At 64.1% G+C, this 22,805-nt stretch carries 20 protein-coding genes; 6 read left to right on the top strand and 14 right to left on the bottom strand.

Annotated features, from left to right (window positions below; genetic code table 11):
* Window positions 1–13: 13 nt before the first annotated feature.
* From LB538_RS08175 to LB538_RS08150, 6 genes are all read left to right on the top strand, one after another.
* Window positions 14–931 carry an ABC transporter permease gene (locus LB538_RS08175; RefSeq protein ID WP_095766295.1) on the top strand — a complete coding sequence of 306 codons (918 nt, stop codon included), beginning with the start codon at window positions 14–16 and terminating at the stop codon, window positions 929–931.
* On the top strand, window positions 928–1,719 hold the full coding sequence (locus tag LB538_RS08170) for an ABC transporter permease (protein WP_224524083.1): 792 nt from the start codon (window positions 928–930) through the stop codon (window positions 1,717–1,719). The genes LB538_RS08175 and LB538_RS08170 overlap by 4 nt, the downstream gene beginning before the upstream one ends.
* Before the next feature lie 16 nt (window positions 1,720–1,735).
* A complete protein-coding gene (locus LB538_RS08165) occupies window positions 1,736–2,800 on the top strand; it encodes an ABC transporter ATP-binding protein (RefSeq protein WP_095766297.1) in 1,065 nt (354 codons plus the stop codon).
* A 176-nt stretch (window positions 2,801–2,976) separates the two neighbouring features.
* Window positions 2,977–4,530: a cation:proton antiporter gene (locus tag LB538_RS08160; protein ID WP_224524086.1), complete on the top strand. Its 1,554-nt coding sequence runs from the start codon at window positions 2,977–2,979 to the stop codon at window positions 4,528–4,530.
* Window positions 4,531–4,638: 108 nt separating this feature from the next.
* Complete coding sequence (locus tag LB538_RS08155; protein WP_224524088.1) at window positions 4,639–5,556, top strand: endonuclease/exonuclease/phosphatase family protein; 918 nt, start codon at window positions 4,639–4,641, stop codon at window positions 5,554–5,556.
* 7 nt (window positions 5,557–5,563) lie between these two features.
* Window positions 5,564–6,409, top strand: coding sequence for an EamA family transporter (locus tag LB538_RS08150; protein ID WP_224524090.1), 846 nt, complete (start codon window positions 5,564–5,566; stop codon window positions 6,407–6,409).
* A 10-nt stretch (window positions 6,410–6,419) separates the two neighbouring features.
* Here the strand turns inward: LB538_RS08150 and LB538_RS08145 are convergent, their stop codons facing one another.
* The 14 genes from LB538_RS08145 to LB538_RS08080 all read right to left on the bottom strand — a co-directional run bounded on the left by LB538_RS08145 (window position 6,420) and on the right by LB538_RS08080 (window position 22,591).
* Window positions 6,420–7,637: an MFS transporter gene (locus LB538_RS08145; RefSeq protein WP_224524102.1), complete on the bottom strand. Its 1,218-nt coding sequence runs from the start codon at window positions 7,635–7,637 to the stop codon at window positions 6,420–6,422.
* A gap of 93 nt (window positions 7,638–7,730) precedes the next feature.
* Window positions 7,731–8,048, bottom strand: a complete 318-nt coding sequence (locus LB538_RS08140; protein ID WP_224524104.1) for a Dabb family protein — start codon at window positions 8,046–8,048, stop codon at window positions 7,731–7,733.
* 10 nt (window positions 8,049–8,058) lie between these two features.
* Window positions 8,059–9,687 (bottom strand): GMC family oxidoreductase, encoded by a 1,629-nt coding sequence (locus LB538_RS08135; protein ID WP_224524105.1) that lies wholly within the window; start codon window positions 9,685–9,687, stop codon window positions 8,059–8,061.
* A gap of 6 nt (window positions 9,688–9,693) precedes the next feature.
* The gene (locus LB538_RS08130; RefSeq protein ID WP_224524109.1) at window positions 9,694–10,455 is read right to left on the bottom strand and encodes a 3-ketoacyl-ACP reductase; all 762 of its coding nucleotides are present in this window, start codon (window positions 10,453–10,455) and stop codon (window positions 9,694–9,696) included.
* A 208-nt stretch (window positions 10,456–10,663) separates the two neighbouring features.
* Window positions 10,664–12,166, bottom strand: a complete 1,503-nt coding sequence (locus LB538_RS08125) for a GMC oxidoreductase (protein ID WP_224524111.1) — start codon at window positions 12,164–12,166, stop codon at window positions 10,664–10,666.
* 6 nt (window positions 12,167–12,172) lie between these two features.
* The gene (locus LB538_RS08120) at window positions 12,173–13,288 is read right to left on the bottom strand and encodes an ABC transporter ATP-binding protein (protein WP_224524121.1); all 1,116 of its coding nucleotides are present in this window, start codon (window positions 13,286–13,288) and stop codon (window positions 12,173–12,175) included.
* Window positions 13,289–13,309: 21 nt separating this feature from the next.
* Window positions 13,310–14,254 (bottom strand): carbohydrate ABC transporter permease, encoded by a 945-nt coding sequence (locus LB538_RS08115; RefSeq protein WP_224524124.1) that lies wholly within the window; start codon window positions 14,252–14,254, stop codon window positions 13,310–13,312.
* Window positions 14,251–15,210, bottom strand: a complete 960-nt coding sequence (locus tag LB538_RS08110) for a carbohydrate ABC transporter permease (protein WP_224524129.1) — start codon at window positions 15,208–15,210, stop codon at window positions 14,251–14,253. The genes LB538_RS08115 and LB538_RS08110 overlap by 4 nt, the downstream gene beginning before the upstream one ends.
* Before the next feature lie 125 nt (window positions 15,211–15,335).
* The gene (locus LB538_RS08105; protein WP_140632473.1) at window positions 15,336–16,589 is read right to left on the bottom strand and encodes an ABC transporter substrate-binding protein; all 1,254 of its coding nucleotides are present in this window, start codon (window positions 16,587–16,589) and stop codon (window positions 15,336–15,338) included.
* 59 nt (window positions 16,590–16,648) lie between these two features.
* Window positions 16,649–18,160 carry an aldehyde dehydrogenase family protein gene (locus tag LB538_RS08100; protein ID WP_224524638.1) on the bottom strand — a complete coding sequence of 504 codons (1,512 nt, stop codon included), beginning with the start codon at window positions 18,158–18,160 and terminating at the stop codon, window positions 16,649–16,651.
* A 10-nt stretch (window positions 18,161–18,170) separates the two neighbouring features.
* On the bottom strand, window positions 18,171–18,944 hold the full coding sequence (locus LB538_RS08095; protein ID WP_224524133.1) for an enoyl-CoA hydratase/isomerase family protein: 774 nt from the start codon (window positions 18,942–18,944) through the stop codon (window positions 18,171–18,173).
* Entirely contained in the window at window positions 18,937–20,538 is a 1,602-nt protein-coding gene (locus LB538_RS08090; protein ID WP_224524135.1) for an acyl CoA:acetate/3-ketoacid CoA transferase, read from the bottom strand. Before LB538_RS08090 ends, LB538_RS08095 begins: the two co-directional genes overlap by 8 nt.
* Window positions 20,535–21,551, bottom strand: a complete 1,017-nt coding sequence (locus tag LB538_RS08085) for a Gfo/Idh/MocA family protein (RefSeq protein WP_224524137.1) — start codon at window positions 21,549–21,551, stop codon at window positions 20,535–20,537. The genes LB538_RS08090 and LB538_RS08085 overlap by 4 nt, the downstream gene beginning before the upstream one ends.
* Window positions 21,548–22,591, bottom strand: coding sequence for a LacI family DNA-binding transcriptional regulator (locus LB538_RS08080; RefSeq protein WP_224524139.1), 1,044 nt, complete (start codon window positions 22,589–22,591; stop codon window positions 21,548–21,550). Before LB538_RS08080 ends, LB538_RS08085 begins: the two co-directional genes overlap by 4 nt.
* Between the last annotated feature and the right edge of the window lie 214 nt (window positions 22,592–22,805).

Below are 22,805 nucleotides of genomic sequence, written 5' to 3'. Positions count from 1 at the left end.
CGGTGCCGGGCACATGACCGATCTATCGCTTTCAAATCAGTCTATTGCCACCAAGCCCGCGCCGCCGACCGAAGCGACTGCTTTCCGCCTGCCGACGCAATGGATCGGCGTGGCGCCGTTCTTCGTCTTCGCCCTTATGTTCCTGATCATGCCGACGCTTTATCTCGTCATCGGCGCGTTTCAGACCGGGGAAGGCGGGTTTACGCTCGACAACGTCCTGCAGTTGGTCAGCGATCCTTCGATCGCCAATTCCTATTGGGTTTCGATCAAGATCAGCTTCTGGTCGGCCATCGTCGGCGCTTTTGCCGGACTGGCGATTGCCGTGGCCATCGTGCGCGGCGGCCTGCCCAGCTGGGTTCGCTCCGCGACGCTGACCTTCTCGGGCGTCGCCTCGAATTTTGCCGGCTTGCCGCTTGCCTTTGCGTTCATCGCAACGCTCGGCCGCGTCGGCATCGTGACGGTGCTGCTGCGCGACATATTCAACCTCAACATCTATGCCCTGGGGTTCAATTTCCTGACCACGTGGGGGCTGATCGTCGTCTATCTCTTCTTTCAGATCCCGCTGATGGTGGTGATCATCGTGCCGGCGATCGACGGCTTGAAGAAGGAATGGAACGAGGCGGCCGCCACGCTTGGCGCCACCCAGTGGCAGTACTGGCGCATGGTGGTGATACCGGTGCTGTTTCCGAGTTTCCTCGGCACCGTTATCCTTCTGTTCGCCAACGCCTTCGGCGCCATCGCAACGGCCTATGCGTTCGCCGGCCCGCAGCTCAACATCGTTCCCATCAAGCTCTATTCGCAGATCAACGGCGACGTGCTGCACAACCCGCAACTCGGTTACGCGATCGCCTTCGGCATGATCGTCATCACCGGACTGGCGAATGTCTTCTACATCTGGTTCCGGACCCGTTCCGAGAGGTGGCTGAAATGAAGTCGGGCAAATTCTGGGCCTGGGTCGTCTTCGGTATTGGCACGGCCTATTTCTTCATTCCGCTGCTGGCAACGTTCGAGTTTTCGTTGCGCATGCGGCGCGGCGTCCATTCCTTCGACGCCTATCAAGTCGTGCTCGGCGATCCGCGCTTCCAAGCGACGTTCCTGTATTCGGTGGTCGCCGCGATCTTCACCATCATTCTCGGCGTGCTGATCGTGGTGCCGGCCGCCTACTGGATCCGTCTCCGATTGCCTCAAATCAGGCCGATCGTCGAATTCATCACGCTGCTGCCGCTGGTCATTCCGGCGATCGTCATCGTCTTCGGCTATATCCGTATGTATGGCTCGAATTCGCCGCTGCCGTTCCTGGCCAGCGATCTCGGCGCCAGCGCCTTGCTGGTGATCGGCTATGCGACGCTGGCGCTACCCTACATGTACCGCGCCGTCGACACCGGCCTTCGTACCATCGATGTCAGAACGCTGACGGAAGCAGCCCAAATCCTCGGCGCCGGCTGGGGCACGATCATCACCCGCGTCATCCTGCCCAATGTGCTGATCGCGGTGCTGTCGGGTGCCTTCCTGACCTTCGCCATCGTCATCGGCGAATTCACCATGGCAAGCCTGCTCAATCGGCCGGCATTCGGCCCTTACCTGCAGAATATCGGCGCCAATCGTGCCTATGAGCCGGCTGCACTTGCGATCATCGCCTTCGTCATCACCTGGGGCTGCATGTCGCTGATCCAGATCCTGTCCCGCTTCGCGCCGAAATCGGCGAACCGCCCAAATTGATCGAGAGAACCACGCCATGGCCGACCCATTCCTCTCCATCCAGCACGTTCGAAAATCCTTCGGTGCCACCACCGTGGTGGAGGACTTCAATCTCGACGTCGAGCCGGGCGAATTCGTCTCCTTCCTGGGGCCGTCCGGCTGCGGCAAAACCACGGTGTTGCGTATGGTCGCCGGCTTCGAGGAGCCCTCGGCCGGCAAGATCGTCGTCGGCGGCAAGGACATAACCAGGCTGAAGCCCAATCAGCGCAATGTCGGCATGGTGTTCCAGGCCTACGCGCTGTTCCCGAACCTGACGGTGGCGCAGAACATCGCCTTCGGGTTGAAGGTCGGTGGCATGCCGAAGGCCGATGCCGACAGGCGGGTCGCCGAGATGCTCGATATCATCAAGCTGCCGCAGATGGCCGACCGCTATCCCTACCAGCTTTCCGGCGGCCAGCAGCAGCGCATCGCGCTCGCGCGGGCGATTGCGCCGAAGCCGAAGCTGCTTCTGCTCGACGAGCCGCTGTCGGCGCTCGACGCCAAGGTGCGCGTGTCGCTGCGCGAGGAAATCCGCTCGATCCAGAAGAAGCTCGGCATCACCACCATCTTCGTCACGCATGACCAGGAAGAGGCGCTGTCGATCTCCGACCGCATCGCGGTGATGTATGGCGGCAGGGCCGAGCAGGTGGGCACGCCGTTCGAGATCTACAATCGGCCGGCGACCAAATTCGTCGCCAATTTCGTCGGCACGCTCAACGTGCTGGAGGGCAAGGTCACCGACGCCGCTTCCGGCAAGGTGCAAGTCAACTCGCAGGAAGTCTCGCTGAAAGGCAAGCTCAACGGTTCGAAGTCAGGCGACACGCTGTCGCTGGCGCTGCGGCCTGAAGCCATCTCGCTGGGGCGCCAGCCCGGCCACGACACCAGCCTGTCGGGCGAAATCGCCGAAGTGCATTTCCTTGGCTCAGTCATCCGCGTGCGCGTCGGCATCGGCGGCAACACGGTATCGCTCGATACCTTCAACAACTCGGCGACACCGCCCCCTGCCGTAGGCGACAAGGCGGACATCTCCTTCTCATCGGGCGACATGCTGGTTCTGCATTGACGGCTCTGGCCCGTCCTGATGCCGATAAGACATGCCAGACGGTTCTCGGTGATATACGGCCGTCATCGGCATGTCCTGCGAGCACCCCTATGAGGCGGCGCGGGTTTGCCGGATAAATCAACAGTATCCTGTCTCCGGGTACTGACAAGCTTCGCGCTTCGCCGCTACGATGAGCCATGGCGCTGTTCGAACTCACCCTTGTCCTGCTGCTCATCGCCGTCGCGCTGACGGCGGTATCGCGATGGCTGGAGGTACCTTACCCGTCGCTGCTGGCGCTTGCCGGCGTTGGGCTTGCCTTCGTGCCGGGCGCGCCGATGATCGAGATCGATCCGGAACTGGCGCTGGCGCTGTTCATCGCGCCGGTGCTGCTCGATGCCGCCTATGACACTTCACTGCGCGACCTGAAGCGCTACCGGCTGTCGCTTGCCCTGCTGGCGCTTGGCGCGGTCGTCTTCACCGCGGTGGTCGTTGCCTTTGTCGGCTGGAAGATGGCCGGGCTGCCGATCGCGGCGGCGATCGCGCTCGGCGCCATCGTCGCGCCGCCGGACGCAGTCGCCGCAAGCGCGGTGCTCAATCAGTTCAAGGTGCCGCACCGTCTGACTGCGATCCTGCAGGGCGAGAGCCTGCTCAACGATGCTACGGCGCTGCTGATCTACCGGATATCGGTTTCAGCCGCCATCGGCACACTCATGCTCAAAGACGCAGTGCCCGTCATCCTGCTTGCAACGGTCGGCAGCGTTATCGCCGGCTATCTGTTCGGCCGAGTGTCGCGGCTCACGCTGACACGCATCGAGGACGCGGCAAGCAGCACCGTGGTGCAGTTCGCCGGAACTTTCGCCGTCTGGATCATTGCCGACAAGCTCGGCCTCTCCGCCATCATCACCATCGTCGTCTATGCCATCACCATCGCGCGCACCACGCCGCGCCGCATGTCGGCCAGACGCCGCGTCAGCGCCTATTCGGTCTGGGAATCGGCGGTGTTCGTGCTCAACGTGCTGGCGTTCGTGCTGATGGGCCTGCAGGCACGGTCGATCATCGGCCGGCTGGCCGACGATGGGCAGGGCAAGGCATTCGTCTTCGCCGCGACGGTTCTTACCGTCGTCATCGTGGCGCGCCTCGTCTGGGTGGCGGGGTATGTCGCGATCATCCGATGGTTTGCCCGCAACGACAGCGAGGAAGAAAAGCAGGATGCGCCGACATTTGCCGGTGCCGCGCTTGTCGGCTGGTGCGGCATGCGCGGGCTGGTGACGCTGGTCGCCGCCATTGCCTTGCCGGCCGGCTTTCCCGGGCGTGACCCGATTGTGCTTGCCGCTTTCGCGGTCGTGCTCGGCACGCTGGTGCTGCAAGGCATGAGCCTGAAGGTTCTGCTGCGCTGGCTCAATTTCCCGCGCGATACGACGATCGATCGCGAGGTGGCCGAAGCGCGCGTCGCCATCATGCAGGCCGCGCTCGATGTGCTGAGCCGCAAGACCTCGTCGGCTGCCGCCGTCGTGCGCGAGCAGTACGAGGCGCAGCGGCGGATCGCCGAAAATCCCGACGACGCGCAGGCCGCGACGGAATACGACCGGTTGCGCCTCTACGCCATCAAGCGGCAGCGCGACACGCTGGAGGAACTGCGCAGCAACGGCACGATTGGCGACGAAGCCTATCACCGGCTGGAGGAGGAGATCGACTGGTCGGAACTTGCCGCGTCGCCCGCCGGAAGCTTCCAGCCGCTGACGACTTATTAGAGCGCCGGTTCGCCGATTTGCACTGGACTATTCCGCTTGCCCCGCCGGTCCATTGCAACGCAAGGGGCGGGGCGTTACTGCGATCACCAGAAGTGAGCCGGTTAATCAATGAAGCTGATCAGCTACAATATCCAGTATGGCTACGGCAGCGACGGGCGCTACGATCTCAGCCGCTGCGCCAGGCTGGTGGACGGCGCCGACATCGTCGCGCTGCAGGAGGTGGAGCGGCATTGGCAACGCAGCAACGAGGACGACCAGCCCGAGATCCTGTCCAGCTTGCTGCCCGGCTATTACTGGGCTTACGGCCCGGCCTTCGACATGGATGCCAGCGAGAAGCGTGATGGCCGCGTCGTCAACCGCCGGCGGCAATTCGGCACGATGGTGCTGTCGAAGCTGCCGATCGTCTGGTCGCGGCTGCACACTTTGCCGCAGCGGCGGACGCTGAGGCCGCTCAACACCCGCAATGCGGCGCTCGAATGCATGATCCGCACGCCGGCGGGACCGTTGCGGGTGCTTTCGTTGCATCTGGCGCATATCGCGGCTGAAGAGCGGCTGGAGCAGATCGACTACCTGCTTGCCGAACATCGCCGCGCGCCGTCCGACGGCGGCCCCTGGAGCGGCGTCGACGACGAGCCGCAGCGCAACTGGTCGAACGGCCAGCCGGAACCGGAAAACCCGTTGGCGGCGATCTGGCTGGGCGACTTCAACATGGAGCCGGGCAGCGCCGAATACCGGCGCATCGTCGGCAATACGCCCTACCATCGCGGCGCTGCCTATATCGACGGATTCGTCGATGCCGCGGCCTTCGCCAGCGGGTCGGGGCCGGACTTCCATACGCACGAAAAGATCATCGACGGCAGGCTGGCGAAACGACGGCTCGATCATTGCTTCGTCGGCGGCATGCTGGCCGACCGGGTGCGTTCTGTGAGCGCCGATATCGGCGAGGTGAGTTCCGACCATTTCCCGCTCAGGATCGATATCGATCTGGAAATGCCGGGCATCGCGTCAGGCCTGGCGGGCAGGTGAGGCAGGCATGACGCTGTTCGTCGTCCTGGCGGTGCTTTCGGCGGCGGCCATGCATGCGATCTGGAACGCGCTGGTCAAGGTGCATCTCGACCGCTTCCTGTCGATCACACTGATGACGCTCGGCATGGGCTTTGCGGCGCTGGTCGCGCTTCCCTTCGTCGAGGTGCCAAAGGCCGAAGTTTGGCCTTACATCTTCGCCTCGATGATCTTCCACATGGGCTACCGCACTTTCTTGATCGGCGCCTACAAGGCCGGCGATTTCGCTCAGACCTATCCGCTGGCGCGCGGCACCGCACCATTGCTCTCGGCGCTCGGCGGCATCGTCCTGATCGGCGAGGTCCCGGCGCCATTCGCCATCCTCGGCATCGTGCTTCTGTCGGCGGGCACGCTGGTCATGTCGTTCCGGGGCGGGGCGCATCTGGAGAAGCTCAATCTGCGCGCGGTCGGCTTCGCGCTCGGCACATCGATCTTCATCGCCAGCTACACACTCTCCGACGGCAGCGGCGCGCGGCTGGCGGCAACCGCGCAAAGCTATGCGGCCTGGCTGTTCGTCTGCGATGCGACGTGGGCGCTTTTGCTGTGCATCTTCTTTCGCGGGCCGCGGTCGCTGCCTGTGCTGGCGCGCGACTGGAAGGCCGGGCTGTTCACCGGCGTGCTCAGCGGCGCGGCCTATTGGATCGTGATGTGGGCAATGACCAAGGCGCCGATCGCCTCGGTCGCGTCGCTGCGCGAGACCTCGATCCTGTTTGCCATGCTGATCTCGGTGCTGGCGCTGGGCGAGAAGATGACCGTCTGGCGCGCGGCCGCGGCGCTCGGCATCGTTGCCGGTGTCGCGGCGCTCAGAATGGGTTGAAGACAGACCCTCAGCCGAGCACGGTCATCACCTGGCCACGCCTTTCCGGACTGAAGCGGATGACGACGATGATGCAGACGGCGACCACGCCGGCAAACAGGGCCAGCGCATAGCCGTAGCTGCCTCCCGGCGCTTCGGCAATGCCGGCCTGATAGGGACCGCCATAGGAAGCGGCGAGATTGCCGGCCTGGTAGATGAAGCCGGGCAAGGTCGCCCGCACCGAGCCTGGCGACAATTCGTTGAGATGCACCGGGATGACGCCCCAGGCTCCCTGCACCGCGACCTGCATGATGAATGCGCCGATTGCCAGCATGAAGGGCGTGGTCGTGTAAGCCCAGAGCGGGATTGCCGGCATGGCGATCACGCAAGCGAGCGTGATGGCGTTGATGCGGCCAATCTTCTCGGACAGCGCGCCGAAGGCCAGGCCGCCGACGATCGCGCCGATATTGGCGACGATGGTGATCCAGCTCACCGTGTGCGTGTCGAAGCCGTGCTGCTTCTTCAGGAAGGTCGGATAGAGGTCCTGCGTGCCATGGCTGAAGAAGTTGAAGAACATCATCAGCACCACGGCGTAGAGCGCGATCCGCCAGTGCTTCCGCAACGTTTCTAAAAGGCCGGGCCGCGTCTGGGCGCGGCCTTCGACGAAGGCCGGCGATTCCGGCACATGCGAGCGGATGAAGAGCACGATCAGCGCCGGCAGGAAGCTCAGGAGGAACATGGCGCGCCAACCGAAGGTGAAGTCGCCGATCTTCTGCCCGTAGAGCAGCCCGTAGACGACCGCGGCCAGCAGATAGCCGGCCGGATAGCCGCATTGCAGAATGCCCGAGACCGTGCCGCGCGCGCTTGGCGGAATGGATTCCATGGCGAGCGAGCTGCCCAGACCCCATTCGCCTCCCATGGCTATGCCGAACAGGGCACGCAGCGCCAGGAATATGCCGAGATTGGGCGAGAAGGCGGCCAAGGCGCCGATCACCGAATAGCTGACGATATTGAGCATCAGAATGGGCTTGCGGCCGTATCTGTCGGCAAGCACGCCGAAGAAGAACGCGCCGATGAAACGCGTCGCCAGTGTCAGGAACAGTGCTTTGGAGACCGCCGGCACGTCGGTCTGGAATTCAGCGGCAATATCGGTGAGCAGGAATGTCAGAAGGAAGAAATCAAAAGCGTCGAGCGTCCAGCCGAGGAACGATGCGGTTACGGTTTTCTTCTGCTCGGGGGTGAGGTTCAAGGCAGTGCTCCTTTTGCATCCCCCGAAAGCACGATATGTTCCAGGGCGGGCAAAAGAGAACGGGACGGCCGCCGGATTTGAGCCGGCGAGCGGTCACATTTGCGTCACCTCCAGATCAATGACCATCAGCCCGTCGGTGCCGCCTTCGAGCGCGGCGACCAGGCGCGCGCCGGCGCGCTGATGCGCCTCGTGAACGAGGTAGGCGTCGCGGGCGTTGGCATCGCGGAAGTCGATGGTGAAACCGTGACCGAAGCCGCGCCCGAACGGCTCCGGGCTGACATTGGCGCTGAATTGGACCCTGTCCATGCCGGCGATAACGGCGCGCAAGGCTTCGAGATCAGCGTGAATCGCCGCGCGCTCGATTTCAGGGACGTCGTCGCGAAAGCGGACAAAGACGCAATGCCGGATCATCGTTGATGCCTCATGCCGCCTGGTTGCCCTTGAACACGGCCGGCGGCAGCGGCTCGCGGCCGAGGATGAGATCGGCGCCTTTTTCCCCGACCATGATCGTCGGCGCATTCGTGTTGGAGGAGGGAACGCGCGGCATCACCGACGCATCGCAGACGCGCAGACCTTCGATGCCGCGCAGCCTCAAATCCGGCGTCACCACGGCCATCGCATCATGCCCCATGCGGCAGGTGCCGACGGGGTGGTGGTCGGTCTTCGACGTGCGGCAGGCGTAGTCGAAAAGGTCCGCGTCGCTTTGCAGGGCAGGGCCGGGCAGCACCTCGCGCAGCACATAGGGCTGCAGCGCCTTCTGCCGCATGATCTCGCGAGCCAGCCGCAGGCCCTTGATCGACATGTCGCGGTCGTAAGGATCGGACCAGTAGTTCGGATCGATCAGCGGGTGGTCGGCGGGGTCGGCGCTCTTCAATCGCACCGTGCCGCGCGAGCGCGGGCGCAGGAAGGCGGAGTTCAGCGTCACGCCCGGATTCTTCAGCTTCTCGACGCCTGCCTCGATGCCGGAGCCGAGGCCGAGATGGAACTGGATGTCGGGCGAGGCGGCGGTCGGGTCGGCGTACCAGAAGCCGCCGGTCTCGAACAGGCTTGAGGCGACGGGGCCCTTCTTGAGCAGCAGATATTGCAAGCCGGCCCACATCGTGCGGTGCAGCTTGGCGTAATTGTCATAGGTATGGTCGCCGGTGCATTCGGCGATGACGAAAAGGTCGAGATGATCCTGCATGTTGGAGCCGACGCCGGGCAGGTCATGCACGGGCGTGACGCCAACCGACTTCAGATGATCGGCCGGGCCGATGCCTGATTGCAGCAGAAGTTTCGGCGAGCCGATGGCGCCCGACGAGACGATCACCTCGCGTTCGACGCGCAATATGGTCTTCTCGCCGCCCGGCTTGTCGACGATCTCGACGCCGACGGCGCGGCCCTTCTCGACGACGACGCGGGTGACGAGCACATCGGTCCTGACCGTCAGGTTCTTGCGGCTGCGGATCGGCTTCAGATAGGCCACGGAGGCTGATGAACGCCGCGCATCCTTCTGGGTCAGCTGATAGTAGCCGACGCCTTCCTGGCTGGCGCCGTTGAAGTCGGGGTTGAACGGAATGCCCATTTCCTGCCCGGCGCGAAAATAGGCCTCGCAGATCGGCAGCGGCGAGATCGGGTTGGAGACGCCGAGCGGTCCCTGGTCGCCATGGAAATCGTTCGCGAAGCGCTGGTTGTTCTCGGCGCGCTTGAAATAGGGCAGCACATCGCGATAGCCCCAGCCGGCCAGTCCCTCTTCCTTCTCCCAGGCGTCATAGTCGCGGGCATTGCCGCGCGTGTAGATCTGGGCGTTGATCGATGAGCCGCCGCCGACGACCTTGGCCTGCGTGTACCAGAAGACGTGGTCCTTCATGTGCCTCTGCGGCACTGTCGACCAGCCCCAGGAGGCGATACCCTTGGTCATCTTGGCAAAGCCCGCCGGCATGTGGATCAGCGGATGCCAGTCCTTGCCGCCGGCCTCCAGAAGCAGGACGGAATTCGACGGATCCTCGGTCAGCCGGTTGGCGAGAACGCAGCCGGCCGGACCGGCGCCGACGATGATGTAGTCAGCCATGGTTCCTCACAAGCGTGGCACGGAGAGCGCGCCGTCGACATCGATGACCGATCCGGTCGAAAAGGCGAACTTTCCGGAGGCAAGCGCGGCCACGACAGTGCCGATATCGCCTGCCTCGCCCCAGCGTTTTGCCGGCACCAGCCCACCCTCGATCAGCGCGTCATATTTGGCGGAAACGCCAGCCGTCATATCGGTTCGGATGATGCCCGGCCGGACCTCGAACACGCCGATATTTTCTGGTGCAAGCCGCAGCGCCAGGTTTTTCACCCACATCGAAAGCCCGGCCTTGGAGATGCAGTAGTCGGCGCGTTCCGGCGAAGCCATGGCGGCGCTGACCGAGGTGATGGTGATGATCGATCGGACGGCGTTTGCGGATGCCGCAAGCATGACCTTGGCGACGGCCTGGCTGAGGAACACTGTACCGCGCAGGTTGATATCCAGAGCGCGGTCGAAATTCTCCGGCTTCAGCTCCAACAGATCGCCGCGCACCACGGCGCCGACGCCGGCGTTGTTGACCAGGCAATCGATGCGGCCGAAGGCGTTGGTTGCAGCATCAACGAGCGCAGGGTGGCGTGCGAGATCAGCGATGTCGCATTGGGCGTAAGCGAACTTCGCGCCACGCCCGGCGATGTTTTCGGCGAGACCGCCGACGGGTTTGTTGGCAAGGTCGGCGACGAGGAGGTCGAAGCCGGCGTCCGCCAGCGCCTCGGCGCAGGCGAGGCCAATACCCCGAGCGCCGCCGGTGACGATGGCTGCCGGGCGGGTCATTGGAGACTAGCCTTTTGAACGTTCGCGCTGCCCCTCATCGCCCTGCCGGGCACTTCTCCCCGTATAGTGACGGGGAGAAGGAAGCCTTTGTCGCCGGCTTCGCCAGTCGCAAGCGTTGCAGAATGGGTGCCGGCGTTGCGGCCAGCCTTCTTCTCCCCGTTTACGGGGAGAAGGTGCCGGCAGGCGGATGAGGGGCGGCGCCGGCCTATCATGAAGAAAGCTCCGTCTTGCGGATATGGTCGGCAACGCGCAGCGCCTGCGCGGCGATCGACAGCGCCGGGTTGACGGCGGCCGATGTCGGCAGGAAGCCGCCGTCGACGACGAACAGGTTTTGATGATCCCAGGCGCGGCAGAAGGGGTCGAGCGGCGATGTTGCCGGGTCGTTGCCGATCTTCACGGTGCCGCATTGGTGCGACGGCGTGCGCTTGTCGAAGGGCCGCGACAGCACGATCGGATAGCCGCAGGCGCGAAGGTTCTCGCGCATGACCTTGGTCAGGCCATCCAGCGACTGCATGTTGGAGCGCCGCCATTGCATGATGATCTCCTTGCCGTCGACCATGATGCGGCTTTCGGGATCGGGCAGGTCCTCGCACATCAGGTACCAATCGACGGCGTGGCCGGCCATGAAGTCGAGCACGAATTTCGGCATCCTCTTCACATTGGCCTTCAGCATGTTGCCGTCGATCTTGCCGAGCAGCTGCACATTGCCGAGCGGCTTGCCGTCCTTGCCGTCGGACAGGTAGTAATCGTTGAGCATCAGCGTCTTCTGGTAGACGCTATCGTTGCGGCGGCGCGGGTCGATCGCCAGCATCGCACTCGAATTGTGGTTCATGAAATTGCGCCCGACCTGGTCGGAGCTGTTGGCGAGGCCGTTGCCGGTAGCGGAGGGCGAGCGCAGCAGGATGGCGGCCGAATTGATCGCGCCGGCGGACAGGATGACGAGCTTCGGCGACAGCGTCTTGTGCTCGCCGTTCTGGGTGTAGTGGATGGCGGCGATCGACTTGCCGTCCGGCGCGGTTTCGAGCCAGTCGACATGCGCGCCGGTCTCGAGCCGGATGTTCTTGTCGGTGAGCGCCGCCGTCAGCGGTCCAGTCTGGGCGTCGATCTTGCCCTGGCCGGTGTTGGGGAAGGCGTCCCAGCCCGTCCTGCCGTCCTTCAGCCAGGCCTCGATGTCGACGCCGAGCGGTAGCGAGGCAGGATGGAGTCCAAGGCTCTTCAGCTCGGCGCGGGCGCGCGCGATCGGCGGCTCGTCCGGCACCGGCTTGAAGGCGTAGGGGATCGAATGGAACGGCTCGGTCGGGTCTTCACCCAGCGTGCCGCGCACGCGAAAAAGCTGCTCGGCCTTCGAATACCACGGCTCGAATTCGTCATAGGAAAACGGCCAGGCCGGCGAGACGCCGCCGAAATGCTCGAGCTCGGAAAAATCCTCCTTGCGGTAGCGGATCAGGACGGCGCCGAAGAACTTCGAATTGCCGCCGACATAGTAATAGTTGCCTGGGTTGAAGGCGGCACCGCCGGCCTCGCGCCACATCTCCTTCGGCCGGTAGTGCTCGTCGATGAAGATGGAGCGCGTCGAGCGCGCATGCGGCGTCGCGGGCAGCGGCTCGCCACGCTCCAGGATCAGGATCGAGGCGCCGCTGCCGGCCAAGCCGGAGGCGATCGTGGCGCCGCCGATGCCGGAGCCGATGATGACGATATCCGGGTTTGCCATAGCTTTTTAAAGGATGCGCTTCTCGGTCGCCGGGTCGAAGAACACCGCCTTGCTGAGGTTGAAGGCCAAGGGCGTGCTGGTGCCGGGCTGGATATTCGCATCAGCTCTCAGCCGCGCCACCACGCCCTTGCCGCCCAGATTGGTGACGGCAAAAGTATCCGATCCCGCCGGCTCCACCACTTCGATATGGCAGTCTGCGGTGGCGATGTTCGAACCGTTGCGTTCCGCACCTTCCGGGTCGGTCAGCGCTTCGGGGCGCACGCCGAAGATCACCGGCTTGTCCTTGAAGGCCGCAAGGCCGGTGGGCGCGCCGGGCATCGGCAGCACGATCGGCTGGCGCGCTTCGCGGTCCAGAACCACCGACAGCCCGCTGCCGTTAGCATCGATCTTGGCCGGGATCAGGTTCATCGCCGGCGAGCCCATGAAGTCGGCGACAAAGATGTTGGTCGGGTTGTTGTAGATTTCGGCCGGCGTGCCGAATTGCTGCACCTCGCCGTCGCGCATGACGGCGATCTTGGTCGCCAGCGTCATCGCCTCGATCTGGTCATGCGTGACATAGACGATGGTCGTGCCGGTCGTGGCGTGCAGGCGCTTGATCTCGATGCGCATGTCGACGCGCAGCTTGGCGTCGAGATTGGAGAGCGGCTCGTCGAATAGGAAGAGTTTCGGGTCGCGCACCAGCGCCCGGCCCATGGCGACGCGCTGCCGCTGGCCGCCGGAAAGCTGGCTGGGCTTGCGGTTGAGGAGATGGCCGATCTGCAGGATCTTCGCCACCTTGTCGATCGCCGCCTGGCGTTCCGCCGCCGGCACGCCGCGCATCTCCATGCCGAAGGCGATGTTGCCGGCAACCGTCATATTCGGGTAGAGCGCATAGCTCTGGAACACCATGGCGATGTCGCGCTTCGAAGGATGCAGGTCGTTGATCGCGCGGCCGTCGACGCGGATCTCGCCCTCGGTGATCTGCTCCAGCCCGGCGATCGTGTTGAGCAGCGTAGACTTGCCGCAGCCGGAAGGGCCGACGAGCACCAGAAAGCCGCCCTTTTCGAGCTCGACATTGATGCCCTTCAGGATCTCGACATTCCCGAAGCGCTTCTTCAGCCCATCAATTTCCAGAAAAGCCATGGTCGTTCCTTCCGAATGTGGTCAGCCCTTGACCGCGCCGGCCATCAGCCCGCGCACGAAATAGCGGCCGGCGACGACATAGACGATCAGGGTGGGGAGCGCGGCAATCATCGCCGCCGCCATGTTGACGTTGTATTCGACGACGCCGGTCGAGGTGTTGACAACGTTGTTCAGCGCCACCGTCATCGGCATCACGTCGCCGGAGCCGGCATAGGCGGAGGCGAACAGGAAGTCGTTCCAGATGTTGGTGAACTGGTAGATCACCGTCACGACGATGATCGGCAGCGAATTGGGCAGCATGATGCGCCGAAATATCTGGAAGAAGGACGCGCCGTCGACCTGTGCCGCCTTCACCAACTCGGTCGGAAAGGCCTCGTAATAATTGCGGAAGAACAGCGTTGTGAAGCCGAGGCCGTAGACCACATGGACGAAGACCAGGTTCACGGTCGAATTGCCGAGACCGAAGTTGAACCCGGTCGCGTTCTGCAGGGTGACGCCGAAGCGGCCGAGGCTGCCGAGGATCGTCGCCATCGGCAACAGCACCGACTGGAACGGGATGAAGCAGGCGAACAACATCATGGCGAAGACTAGCGTGTGGCCGCGGAAGCGCCATTTGGTCAGCACATAGCCGTTGAGCGCACCGAGCAGCGTCGAGATCAGCACTGCCGGCACGACCATCTTGATGGAGTTCCAGAAATAGCCCTTCATGCCGACGCAGGTCAGGCCCGAGCAGACTTCGCTCCACGCCTTTATCCATGGCGCGAAAGTCGGCGCATGCGGCAGCGACAGCATGTTGCCGTTCTGGATCTCGTCCATGGTCTTGAACGAGGTGACCAGCATGACGAAGAGCGGCATCAGATAGAAGATCGCGAACAGCCCAAGCAGCCCGTAGATGACGATGCGGTTGAAGGTCCTCGCACGGGCGCCGCTTGCGGCCTGGCTGGCGGGTGAAGCGACGGCGCTCATCGCGACTTCTCCCTGAGCTCGGAATAGAGATACGGAACGATGATGGCGGTGATGGTCATCAGCATGATCACCGCGCTTGCCGAGCCGACCGCCATTTCGTTGCGCTTGAAGGTGAACTCATACATGAAGTTGGACGGCAGCCAGGCCGAGCCGCCGGGCCCGCCGCTGGTCAGCGCCACGACAAGGTCATAGGACTTGATGGCCAGATGCGCGAGCACGATGAAGGCCGACAGGAAGACGGGCCTGAGCAGCGGAATGACGATGCGGCGATAGAGCTGGAAGCTAGACGCGCCGTCGATCTGCGCGGCCTTCATGATCTCGCCGTCGATGCCGCGCAGGCCGGCCAGGAACATCGCCATGACGAAGCCGGACGCCTGCCAGACGCCGGCGATCACCACGGTGTAGATGACGAAATCCTTGTTCTTGATCCAGTCGAAATGAAAGCTCGTCCAGCCCCACTGATGCAGCGTCTGTTCCAGTCCGAGGCCGGGATCGAGGAACCATTTCCAGGCGACGCCGGTGACGATGAAGGAGAGCGCCATCGGGTAGAGGTAGATCGGCCTGAGCACGCCTTCGCCGCGGATCTTCTGGTCGAGCAGGATGGCCAGGAACAGCCCGAGCGCCAGGCAGATCAGGATGTAGAGGAAGCCGAATATGCCCATATTGGTGATCGAGGTGTACCAGCTCGACGGCGGGTCGCTCTCGAAGGTCCAGCGCCACAGCCGCTGATAGGCGCGGGCTCCGGTGACGGCATAGGACGGGAATGTCTTGGAATTGGTGAAGGACAGATAGATCGTCCACAGGATGAAGCCATAGACGAAGACGATCGTCGCCGCGAAGCTCGGCGCCAAAACGATCTTCGGCAGCAGGTCCTGCAGCCGCGACCGGACCGTCGCTTCGGGACGAGCGTCGTGCTCCGGTGTCAGCTTGATCTGGGTTTCGGCAACTGTGCTCATCGGCTCATCCAGTACCGGTTGGTTGGAACCCGCCCGGCGCGAAAAAGCGCCAGGGTCTGTCCCGCACCTTTTGTCGACAGGAGACCTCCCCCGCCGAAGCGGGGGAGGGTTGTTTCAAGTGAACCTTACTTGGCGTCGTCGATCGCCTTGACCAGCTCGGTCACGGCCTCGTCGGAGGTCTTGATCTGACCATGGACGAACTTCGACACGACATCCTTGTAGGCGTTGGCGACGGCCGGCGGGGCGCCGTAGCCCTGGGCCAGCGAGCCGAACAGCGTGCCGCCTTCATTGGCCTTCTTCAGGTCGGCGATGCCCTTCTTGCCGCAAGCGTCGAAGTCGGTGTCCGGCACGTCGGTGCGGGCCGGGACAGAACCCTTCACCACGTTGAAGGCCGACTGGAAGCTCTTCGACAAAGTGGCGGTGGCCAGAGCGACCTGGGCAGCCTTGCGGTCTTCAGGAACGTTGAACATGCCGAACATGTCGGAGTTGTAGATCACCGAGCCGTCGGTGCCCGGGAAGCGGTAGCACAGGAAGTCGGTGCCCGGGGTCTTGTTGGCGGCGTGGAATTCGCCCTTGGCCCAGTCGCCCATGACCTGAACCAGCGCATCGCCCTTGATGACCATGGCGGTGGCGAGGTTCCAGTCGCGACCCGAGAAGTTCGGATCGACATATTTGACGAGCTTGGCAAGGTTGTCGAACGACTTCTTCATCGTGTCGGACTTGAGCGACTCCTCATCGAGGTCGTTCATTGCCTTCTTGTAGAACTCCGGCCCGCCGGTCGACAGCACGACGGAGTCGAACATGGTCGCCTCTTGCCAGTTCTGGCCGCCGAGCGCGAGCGGGATGACGCCGGCCGCCTTGGCCTTGTCGAGCAATGCCACGAAGTCGTCGAAGGTCTTCGGCTCGGTGCCGCCGATCTTGTCCATCACCGCCTTGTTGATCCACAGCCAGTTGACGGAGTGGACGTTGACCGGAGCGGCGACCCACTTGCCGTCATAGACGGAGAATTTCTGCAGGGCAGCCGGAACCGACTTGTCCCAGCCTTCCTTCTTGGCGGTCTCGGTGAGATCGCCCATGACGCCGGCGGCGGCATAGTCGAGCACGGTGTAGCCGAGCATCTGCGATGCGGTCGGGTAGTTGCCGGCCGCGACCATCGCCTTCAGCGCGGTCATGGCGGCGTCGCCGCCGCCGCCGGCCACCGGCACGTCCTTCCAGGCATAGCCTTCCTTGGCCAGATCCTGCTTCAGCACGTTCAGAGCAGCCGCTTCGCCGCCCGACGTCCACCAATGCAGCATCTGCACTTCCTTGACGTCCGCGGCATGCGCCGAGAACGCAAAGCTCGTCGCAAGAGCCGTTCCGATAAGCAGTTTGCGCAACATGTACTACCTCCCTTGTTGCATTCACAGAACCGGCGGGGTGGCCGCCGGGGCCTCCCAACTCAGCCGACCCACCATCCGGTGCGCTGGCCGCGATGAAACTGGATAGTCTTTTCCTCGGTATAATCCTCGACGGCGCGTTTGCCGAGTTCGCGTCCGAGACCGGACTGCTTGTACCCCCCGAAGGGCAGCTCGGGGTAACCTTCCATGAACGTGTTCACCCAAACCGTCCCCGAACGCACACCGCGCCCCACCGACATGCACGTGTCCATGCCGGCGCTCCATACCCCTGCTGACAGACCATAGGGCGTGTTGTTGGCAATGTGCAATGCCTTTTCAATCGTTTCAAAAGTGAGCACGGACAGCACCGGCCCGAACACTTCCTCACGGGCGATCGCCATATCCTCCGTGACGTTACGGATGATGGTCGGATCGAGATATTGACCGGCATTGGACGCAAGCCGGGCGCCGCCGGTGAAAACGTTGCCGCCATCGGTTTTCGCCGCCCTCACATAGCCGGCTACCTTTTCCATATGGTCGGCCGAGATCATGGCGCCGACCTTGGTTTGGTCGTCGAGCGGATCGCCGACACGGACCTTCTGGGACAGCGCCTTCACCATATTGAGAAAGTCGTCGGCGATCGCCTCATGCACGATCAGGCGGCTGCCGGCATTGCAGCATTCGCCGGCGTTGAAGAAGCCGCCGAACACCGCGGCATCCGCCGCCGCCTCGAGATCGGCGTCCGGGAAGACGATCTGGCCGTTCTTGCCGCCGAGCTCCATCGAGACCTTCTTCAAGGAATCGGAAGCGGCCGCCATGGTTATCTTGCCGACGCGGGTCGAGCCGGTGAAAGAGACCATCTCGACCAGCGGGTGGCTGACCATCGGCGCGCCGACATCGGCGCCGAAACCGGCGAGGATGTTGACGACGCCGGCCGGCAACCCAGCCTCCAGCAGGATGTCGCCGAGCACGAAAGTCGACGCCGACGTCATTTCGCTGGGCTTCACCACCGCCGTGCAGCCGGCGGCGAGCGCGAAAGGCAGCTTCTGGCTGACGATCAGGAAGGGGAAATTCCACGGCGTGATGATCGAGACGATGCCGATCGGTTCGCGCAGCACCACGCCCAGTATGGAATCGCCGAGATTGGCGTAGCTCTCGCCATGCAGCGTGCGGGCAAGCGAGGCGGCATAGCGCCAGATGTCGATCGCGCCACCGATCTCGCCGCGCGCCTGGGCGATCGGCTTGCCGGATTCCAGCGCGTCGAGGCGGGCGATCTCTTCCAGCCGGGTCTCGATCAGGTCGGACGCCTTCAGCAGAACCGCCGCGCGTTCCGACGCCTTCATGCGCGGCCACGGGCCGGTCTCGAAAGCCTTGTGCGCGGCCTGCACCGCCGCCTCGACTTCCGTCGCGCCCGCTTGCGCGTAACGGGACACGACAAAACCGTGGCCGGGGCTGGCGCGTTCGATGCTGCGGCCGTCGCGGGCATCGACATGCTTGCCGTCGATCAGCAGCTTGTAGGCCTTCGGCGCTTGGGATGCCTCAGCCGGCATGGCAATGTTGAGCGGTGCGTTCATCATCTTTTCTCTAGGATCTCGAAAAGGCTGGCTTCTGCTTGGCCTTGAAGGCGCCGACGCCGGCTTTGAGGTCGGCCGTCAGCGCGATGAAGCCGCTGGCCAGCGCCTCGGTCGCGGCGGCATTTTCCTCGCCCTCGGCGATGCCGATCATTAGCTTGGCGGCCTCGGTCGCCAGCGGACCGCGCTCGGCGATCTTTTCGGCCCAGGCCCTCGCTTCCTCGAAGGCCTTGCCTGTTTCGACCAGCCGGTCGACGACGCCGTGCGCGAGCGCCTCGGTTGCTAGGAAAATCTCGCCGCCGATCGCCATCCGGCGCACCATCTGTGCGCCGAAGCGGCGTACCGCGCGCTGCGTGCCCGACCAACCGGGAACGACGCCGATCGAGGTTTCGGGGAAGCCGAGCTTGACCTGCATTTCGGCGACGCGGAAATCGCAGGCCGCCGCCAGTTCCAGCCCACCGCCCAGCGCATGACCGGAGAGCACGGCGATGGTCGGCTGCCTGAGCCGCGCCAGCCGATCGAAGACGCGGTGGCCGTAGCGCACCCATTGCACCTGGAAGTCGGCGGCGCTCATGGCACCCCAGGCCTCGACGTCGCCGCCGGCGCAGAAGCCCTTGCCTTCGCCGCGGATGAGCACGGCGCGAACGCCCTCGGCCAGTTCCGCTTCGTCGAGCGCCGCTTCGAGCGCACGCAGCATCGGGATGTCGAGCGCGTTGAACTTTTCCGGCCGGCGCAGCGTGACGATGCCTATGGCGTCGTCCCGCTCGAAGGTGACAAGCTCAGCCATGCGCGCCTCCGAGCGAAGCGCCGCCATTGAGCGACAGGCCGATCGGCCGGTCCTGATAAAGCGCCACAGGAGTGACCTTGAGGTCGTTCGCCACAGCGAGCGGGATCTCGGCCTGCGCCAAGACATCGCGTTCGAGATCGACGCCGGGTGCCAGTTCCGTCACCATCAGCCCGTCCGGCGTCAGCTTCATCACGCAGCGCTCGGTGACATAGGTGATGTCCTGCCCCTGGGTGACCGCCCGCTTGCCGGAGAAGGAGATATGCTCGACCTCCGCGACCACCTTCTTGATCTTGCCTTCCTGGTCGATGCGGATCGCGCCTCCAGCCAGCGACAGCTTGGCGCCGGCATTGAAGAAGCCGGAGAAGACGATCTTCTTCGCGCGCGCGGTGATGTCGACGAAGCCGCCGGCGCCGGCCGTCACATGCGGCCGCGCCGAGAGCTTGGAGACGTTGACCGAGCCATGGCGGTCGATCTGCAGGAAGGAGAGCAGCGAGGCGTCGAAGCCGCCGGCCTGGAAATAGATGAACTGGTGCGGCGAGGGCATGATCGCCTCGGCGTTGGAGGCACAGCCGAACTTGAAGTCGAGCAGCGGCACGCCGCCGACCGCGCCCTGCTCGATCACCCAGGTGACCTTGCCGTGCTGGCCTTCCTCGAGAAGGATGCGCGGCACATTGGCCGAGATGCCGAAGCCGATGTTGACGGCCATGCCGTCGCGCAATTCCATGGCGACGCGCCGCGCGATGACCTTCTGGATGTTCATCTCCGGCGTGCGGAAGGTCGACAGCGGCCGGAAGATCTCGCCCGAGATCGCCGGGTCGTAAGGCGTCTGCGTCGTCTGCAACTGGTCGGGCGCCACGACGATATGGTCGACCAGCACGCCGGGCACCCGCACATCGTGCGGCTTCAGGGTGCCGTTCTCGACGACGCGCTTGACCTGCGCAATGACGATGCCGCCATTGTTGCGGGCAGCCAGCGCCTGCTCCAGCCCGCCGAGATAGGCGCCCTCATGCTCGTAGGTGAGGTTGCCGCGCTCGTCGGCCGTCGTGGCGCGGATGATCGAGACGTTGGGCACGATGGCGCGGAAATAGAGCCATTCCTCGTCGTCGAACTGCTCGACCGAGACGATCGGCTCGCTGGCCGCGGCGTTCATGGCGCAACCCTGGTGGCGCGGATCGGCAAATGTGTCGAGGCCGACCTTGGTCAGCACGCCGGGACGTTTGGCGGCGGCCTCGCGATGCATGTCGAACAGGATGCCGGATGGCACGTTGTAGGCGGCGATCGAATTGTCGCCGATCATCTTCCAGATTTGCGGCGGCTCGGCAGAGGAGGGGCCGGACGGATAGGAGCCGCAGAGCGTGCGCTTGAGCAGGCCTGGCTTGGCGAGATGGTCGATGCCCTTGATGCCGTACATGTCGCCGGCGGCGATCGGATGCAGCGTGGTGATCGCTTGCGGATGGCCTTCCGCGTCGAAACGCTCACCGATCGCGGCAAGCACGGAGTCGGGGCAGCCGAGCCCGCTCGACGACGACACCGAGACGACCATGCCATCCTTGATCAGGCTGGCGGCATAAGCCGCCGAGACGAGCTTGCTCACGCGATGCCCCCAAGTTGCGGGTCGATGGCGACGGCCTTGCCGGTGTTCGACGATTGCAGTGCTGCTTCGGCCGATGCCAGCGACCAGACGCCGTCCTCGCCGGTGGCGGCAGGCCGCCCTTCGCCGCGGATCGCGGCATGGAAGTGGCGCAGCGAGCGGGTGTATAGATCCTCGCGGTCGAAGCTCAGCTCTTCTTCTCCGCTCGAGCTGCGCAGATGCACCGAGCCGACCGGCTTCTGCGTCATCACATTGGCGGCGATCAGCGAGCCTTCCGAGCCATGCACCTCGAAGCCGGTGCCGGCGAATTTCGTGGTGAAGCCCTCATGCGACTGCGCGATGACGCCGGACTTGAAGCGCCAGATGCACATGGCGCCGTCCTCCAGTCCGCCGCCGGCCATGCCGGCGGCTTGCGTGAAGGCCGAAATCTCGACGGGGTCGTCGTCCAGCACGAAGCGCAGCGTGTCGGCATCATGCACGGTTGTGTCGAGCACAACGCCGCCGCCGGCCTCAGGCTTGGCGATGCGCCAACCCTGCAGGTTTTCCGGCAGATAGACGGAATGAAAGACGCGCACCGCGATCGGCTTGCCGATGCGGCCGGCGGCGATCGCCTCGCGCATGGCGCGGTGCGCGCCGGCATTGCGCAGATGGTGATTGGTGCCGAAGACGATACCGGCAGCTTTCGCGGCGACAACCATCTCACGCGCATCGGCGCTGGTCAGCGCCAGCGGCTTCTCGCACAGCACATGCTTGCCGGCCTTGATCGCGGCAAGCCCCTGCTCGAGATGCAATTCGTTGGTGGTCGAGATGTAGACGGCGTCGATATTCGAGTTGAGCAGCGCGTCGAGAGACGAGACGGCGCGTGCGATGCCGTTTTCCCTTGCATAGGTCTCGGCCCGTTCCGGGCTGGAGCTCATCACGGCGGCGACCTCGCCGTCGGCCTGCGCGCGGATGGCATCGATCATGAACTGTCTGGCGATCGTGCTGGCGCCGATCAGTCCCCATCGCACGCTCACGCCGCGTCTCCCACTTGGCTGTTGCGGTCCGGGCCGCTGCTTTCCCGCACGACCAGGCTGACGGCACCGATATGGTTCTCGGCGCGCGTGGTGCGCGACTGGATCATCTTCAGCATGACGTGCGCCGCGCGCTCGCCGAGGCCTGCGGTGTCGACGGCGACGCTGGTCAGCGCCGGGCTGTAGTGCTCGGCCTCGGCGACGTCGTCGAAGCCGACGACGGCAAAGTCTGCGCCCGCCTCGAGACCGCGTTTGCGCAATGCCAGCATGACGCCGAAGGCTACCGCATCGTTGAAGCACAGCGCCGCGGTCGGTGGCTGCGGCACGGCAAGGGCCGTCTCCAGGCAGGCCATGCCGCCCTTGCGGCTGGTCTCGCCCTCGACGATCAGCCGGTCGGAAGCTGGGATGCCGAGCGTTTCGCAGGCTTCGAGGAAGCCGCCCAGGCGCTCCTGATAGACAACGAGATCGGATGAACCGCCGAAGAAGGCCAGGCGGCGATGGCCCCTGCGGATCAGATGTTCGGCGGCAAGCACCGCGCCGCGATGATTGTCCGGCGCGATCACCGGAATGCGGCTGTCCGGCAGCCTGCGCATGGTGAAGACGATCGGGACGCCGGCCGTCTCGATGCGGCGGAAGGTACCGGGCGTGGTGCCGCGCGCCGGCGAGACGATCAGGCCGGCGACGCCCTGTTCCATCAGCGACTTCAGCACCTCTTCCTGACGTACCGGGTTTTCCGCCGTGTTGGCGATGAAGGGGACGACGCCCGCCGCCTGGAAGACGCGCTCCATGCCGACCGCCAACTCGGCAAAAAAGGGGTTGGTGAGATCGTTGATCACCATGCCGATGACATTGGAATGGGCCTTGCGCAGATTGGCGGCGCCGCGGTTGTAGACATAGCCGACATCCTCGATCGCCTTGCGCACCTTGACCGCGGTTTCAGGCCGGATCAACCCGCTGCCCTGCAGCACGAGCGACACCGTCGATTTGGACACGCCGGCCTCGCGAGCGATGTCCAGGATCGTCGCCTTGGGCCGGCTGGCCATCCTCGTCATGTCCTCCAAGTTTCGAGAAAATCTATTGGAACGTTCTAATCATCGATCCAAATCCGAGTCAATCACGATTCCGCTGAGATTCGAAAAATTGATTGGAGCGGTTCAAAAGGTCAATGAATGTAAGGGATATCCCAAAGGAGACACGATGTCTTCCGGCTTGGATGCCGTGAATCATAAAGGTTCTTGATTTATTGGAACGTTCCAT

Origin of the sequence: Mesorhizobium sp. Ca11 (assembly GCF_020165275.1) — a bacterium.
Lineage (GTDB): Bacteria > Pseudomonadota > Alphaproteobacteria > Rhizobiales > Rhizobiaceae > Mesorhizobium.
Note: the sequence above shows the minus strand (reverse complement) of the source record. Positions and strands in the feature narration are given on the sequence as shown.

Bases quoted from the DNA above. Each gene is read 5' to 3' on its own strand.
- LB538_RS08130 (WP_224524109.1), bottom strand. From the start codon at position 10,455: ATGACCCGCCCGGCAGCCATCGTCACCGGCGGCGCTCGGGGTATTGGC.
- LB538_RS08160 (WP_224524086.1), top strand. From the start codon at position 2,977: ATGGCGCTGTTCGAACTCACCCTTGTCCTGCTGCTCATCGCCGTCGCG.
- LB538_RS08115 (WP_224524124.1), bottom strand. From the start codon at position 14,254: ATGAGCGCCGTCGCTTCACCCGCCAGCCAGGCCGCAAGCGGCGCCCGT.
- LB538_RS08155 (WP_224524088.1), top strand. From the start codon at position 4,639: ATGAAGCTGATCAGCTACAATATCCAGTATGGCTACGGCAGCGACGGG.
- LB538_RS08100 (WP_224524638.1), bottom strand. From the start codon at position 18,160: ATGAACGCACCGCTCAACATTGCCATGCCGGCTGAGGCATCCCAAGCG.
- LB538_RS08135 (WP_224524105.1), bottom strand. From the start codon at position 9,687: ATGGCTGACTACATCATCGTCGGCGCCGGTCCGGCCGGCTGCGTTCTC.
- LB538_RS08120 (WP_224524121.1), bottom strand. From the start codon at position 13,288: ATGGCTTTTCTGGAAATTGATGGGCTGAAGAAGCGCTTCGGGAATGTC.
- LB538_RS08105 (WP_140632473.1), bottom strand. From the start codon at position 16,589: ATGTTGCGCAAACTGCTTATCGGAACGGCTCTTGCGACGAGCTTTGCG.
- LB538_RS08080 (WP_224524139.1), bottom strand. From the start codon at position 22,591: ATGGCCAGCCGGCCCAAGGCGACGATCCTGGACATCGCTCGCGAGGCC.
- LB538_RS08095 (WP_224524133.1), bottom strand. From the start codon at position 18,944: ATGGCTGAGCTTGTCACCTTCGAGCGGGACGACGCCATAGGCATCGTC.
- LB538_RS08165 (WP_095766297.1), top strand. From the start codon at position 1,736: ATGGCCGACCCATTCCTCTCCATCCAGCACGTTCGAAAATCCTTCGGT.
- LB538_RS08125 (WP_224524111.1), bottom strand. From the start codon at position 12,166: ATGGCAAACCCGGATATCGTCATCATCGGCTCCGGCATCGGCGGCGCC.
- LB538_RS08170 (WP_224524083.1), top strand. From the start codon at position 928: ATGAAGTCGGGCAAATTCTGGGCCTGGGTCGTCTTCGGTATTGGCACG.
- LB538_RS08150 (WP_224524090.1), top strand. From the start codon at position 5,564: ATGACGCTGTTCGTCGTCCTGGCGGTGCTTTCGGCGGCGGCCATGCAT.
- LB538_RS08140 (WP_224524104.1), bottom strand. From the start codon at position 8,048: ATGATCCGGCATTGCGTCTTTGTCCGCTTTCGCGACGACGTCCCTGAA.
- LB538_RS08110 (WP_224524129.1), bottom strand. From the start codon at position 15,210: ATGAGCACAGTTGCCGAAACCCAGATCAAGCTGACACCGGAGCACGAC.
- LB538_RS08175 (WP_095766295.1), top strand. From the start codon at position 14: ATGACCGATCTATCGCTTTCAAATCAGTCTATTGCCACCAAGCCCGCG.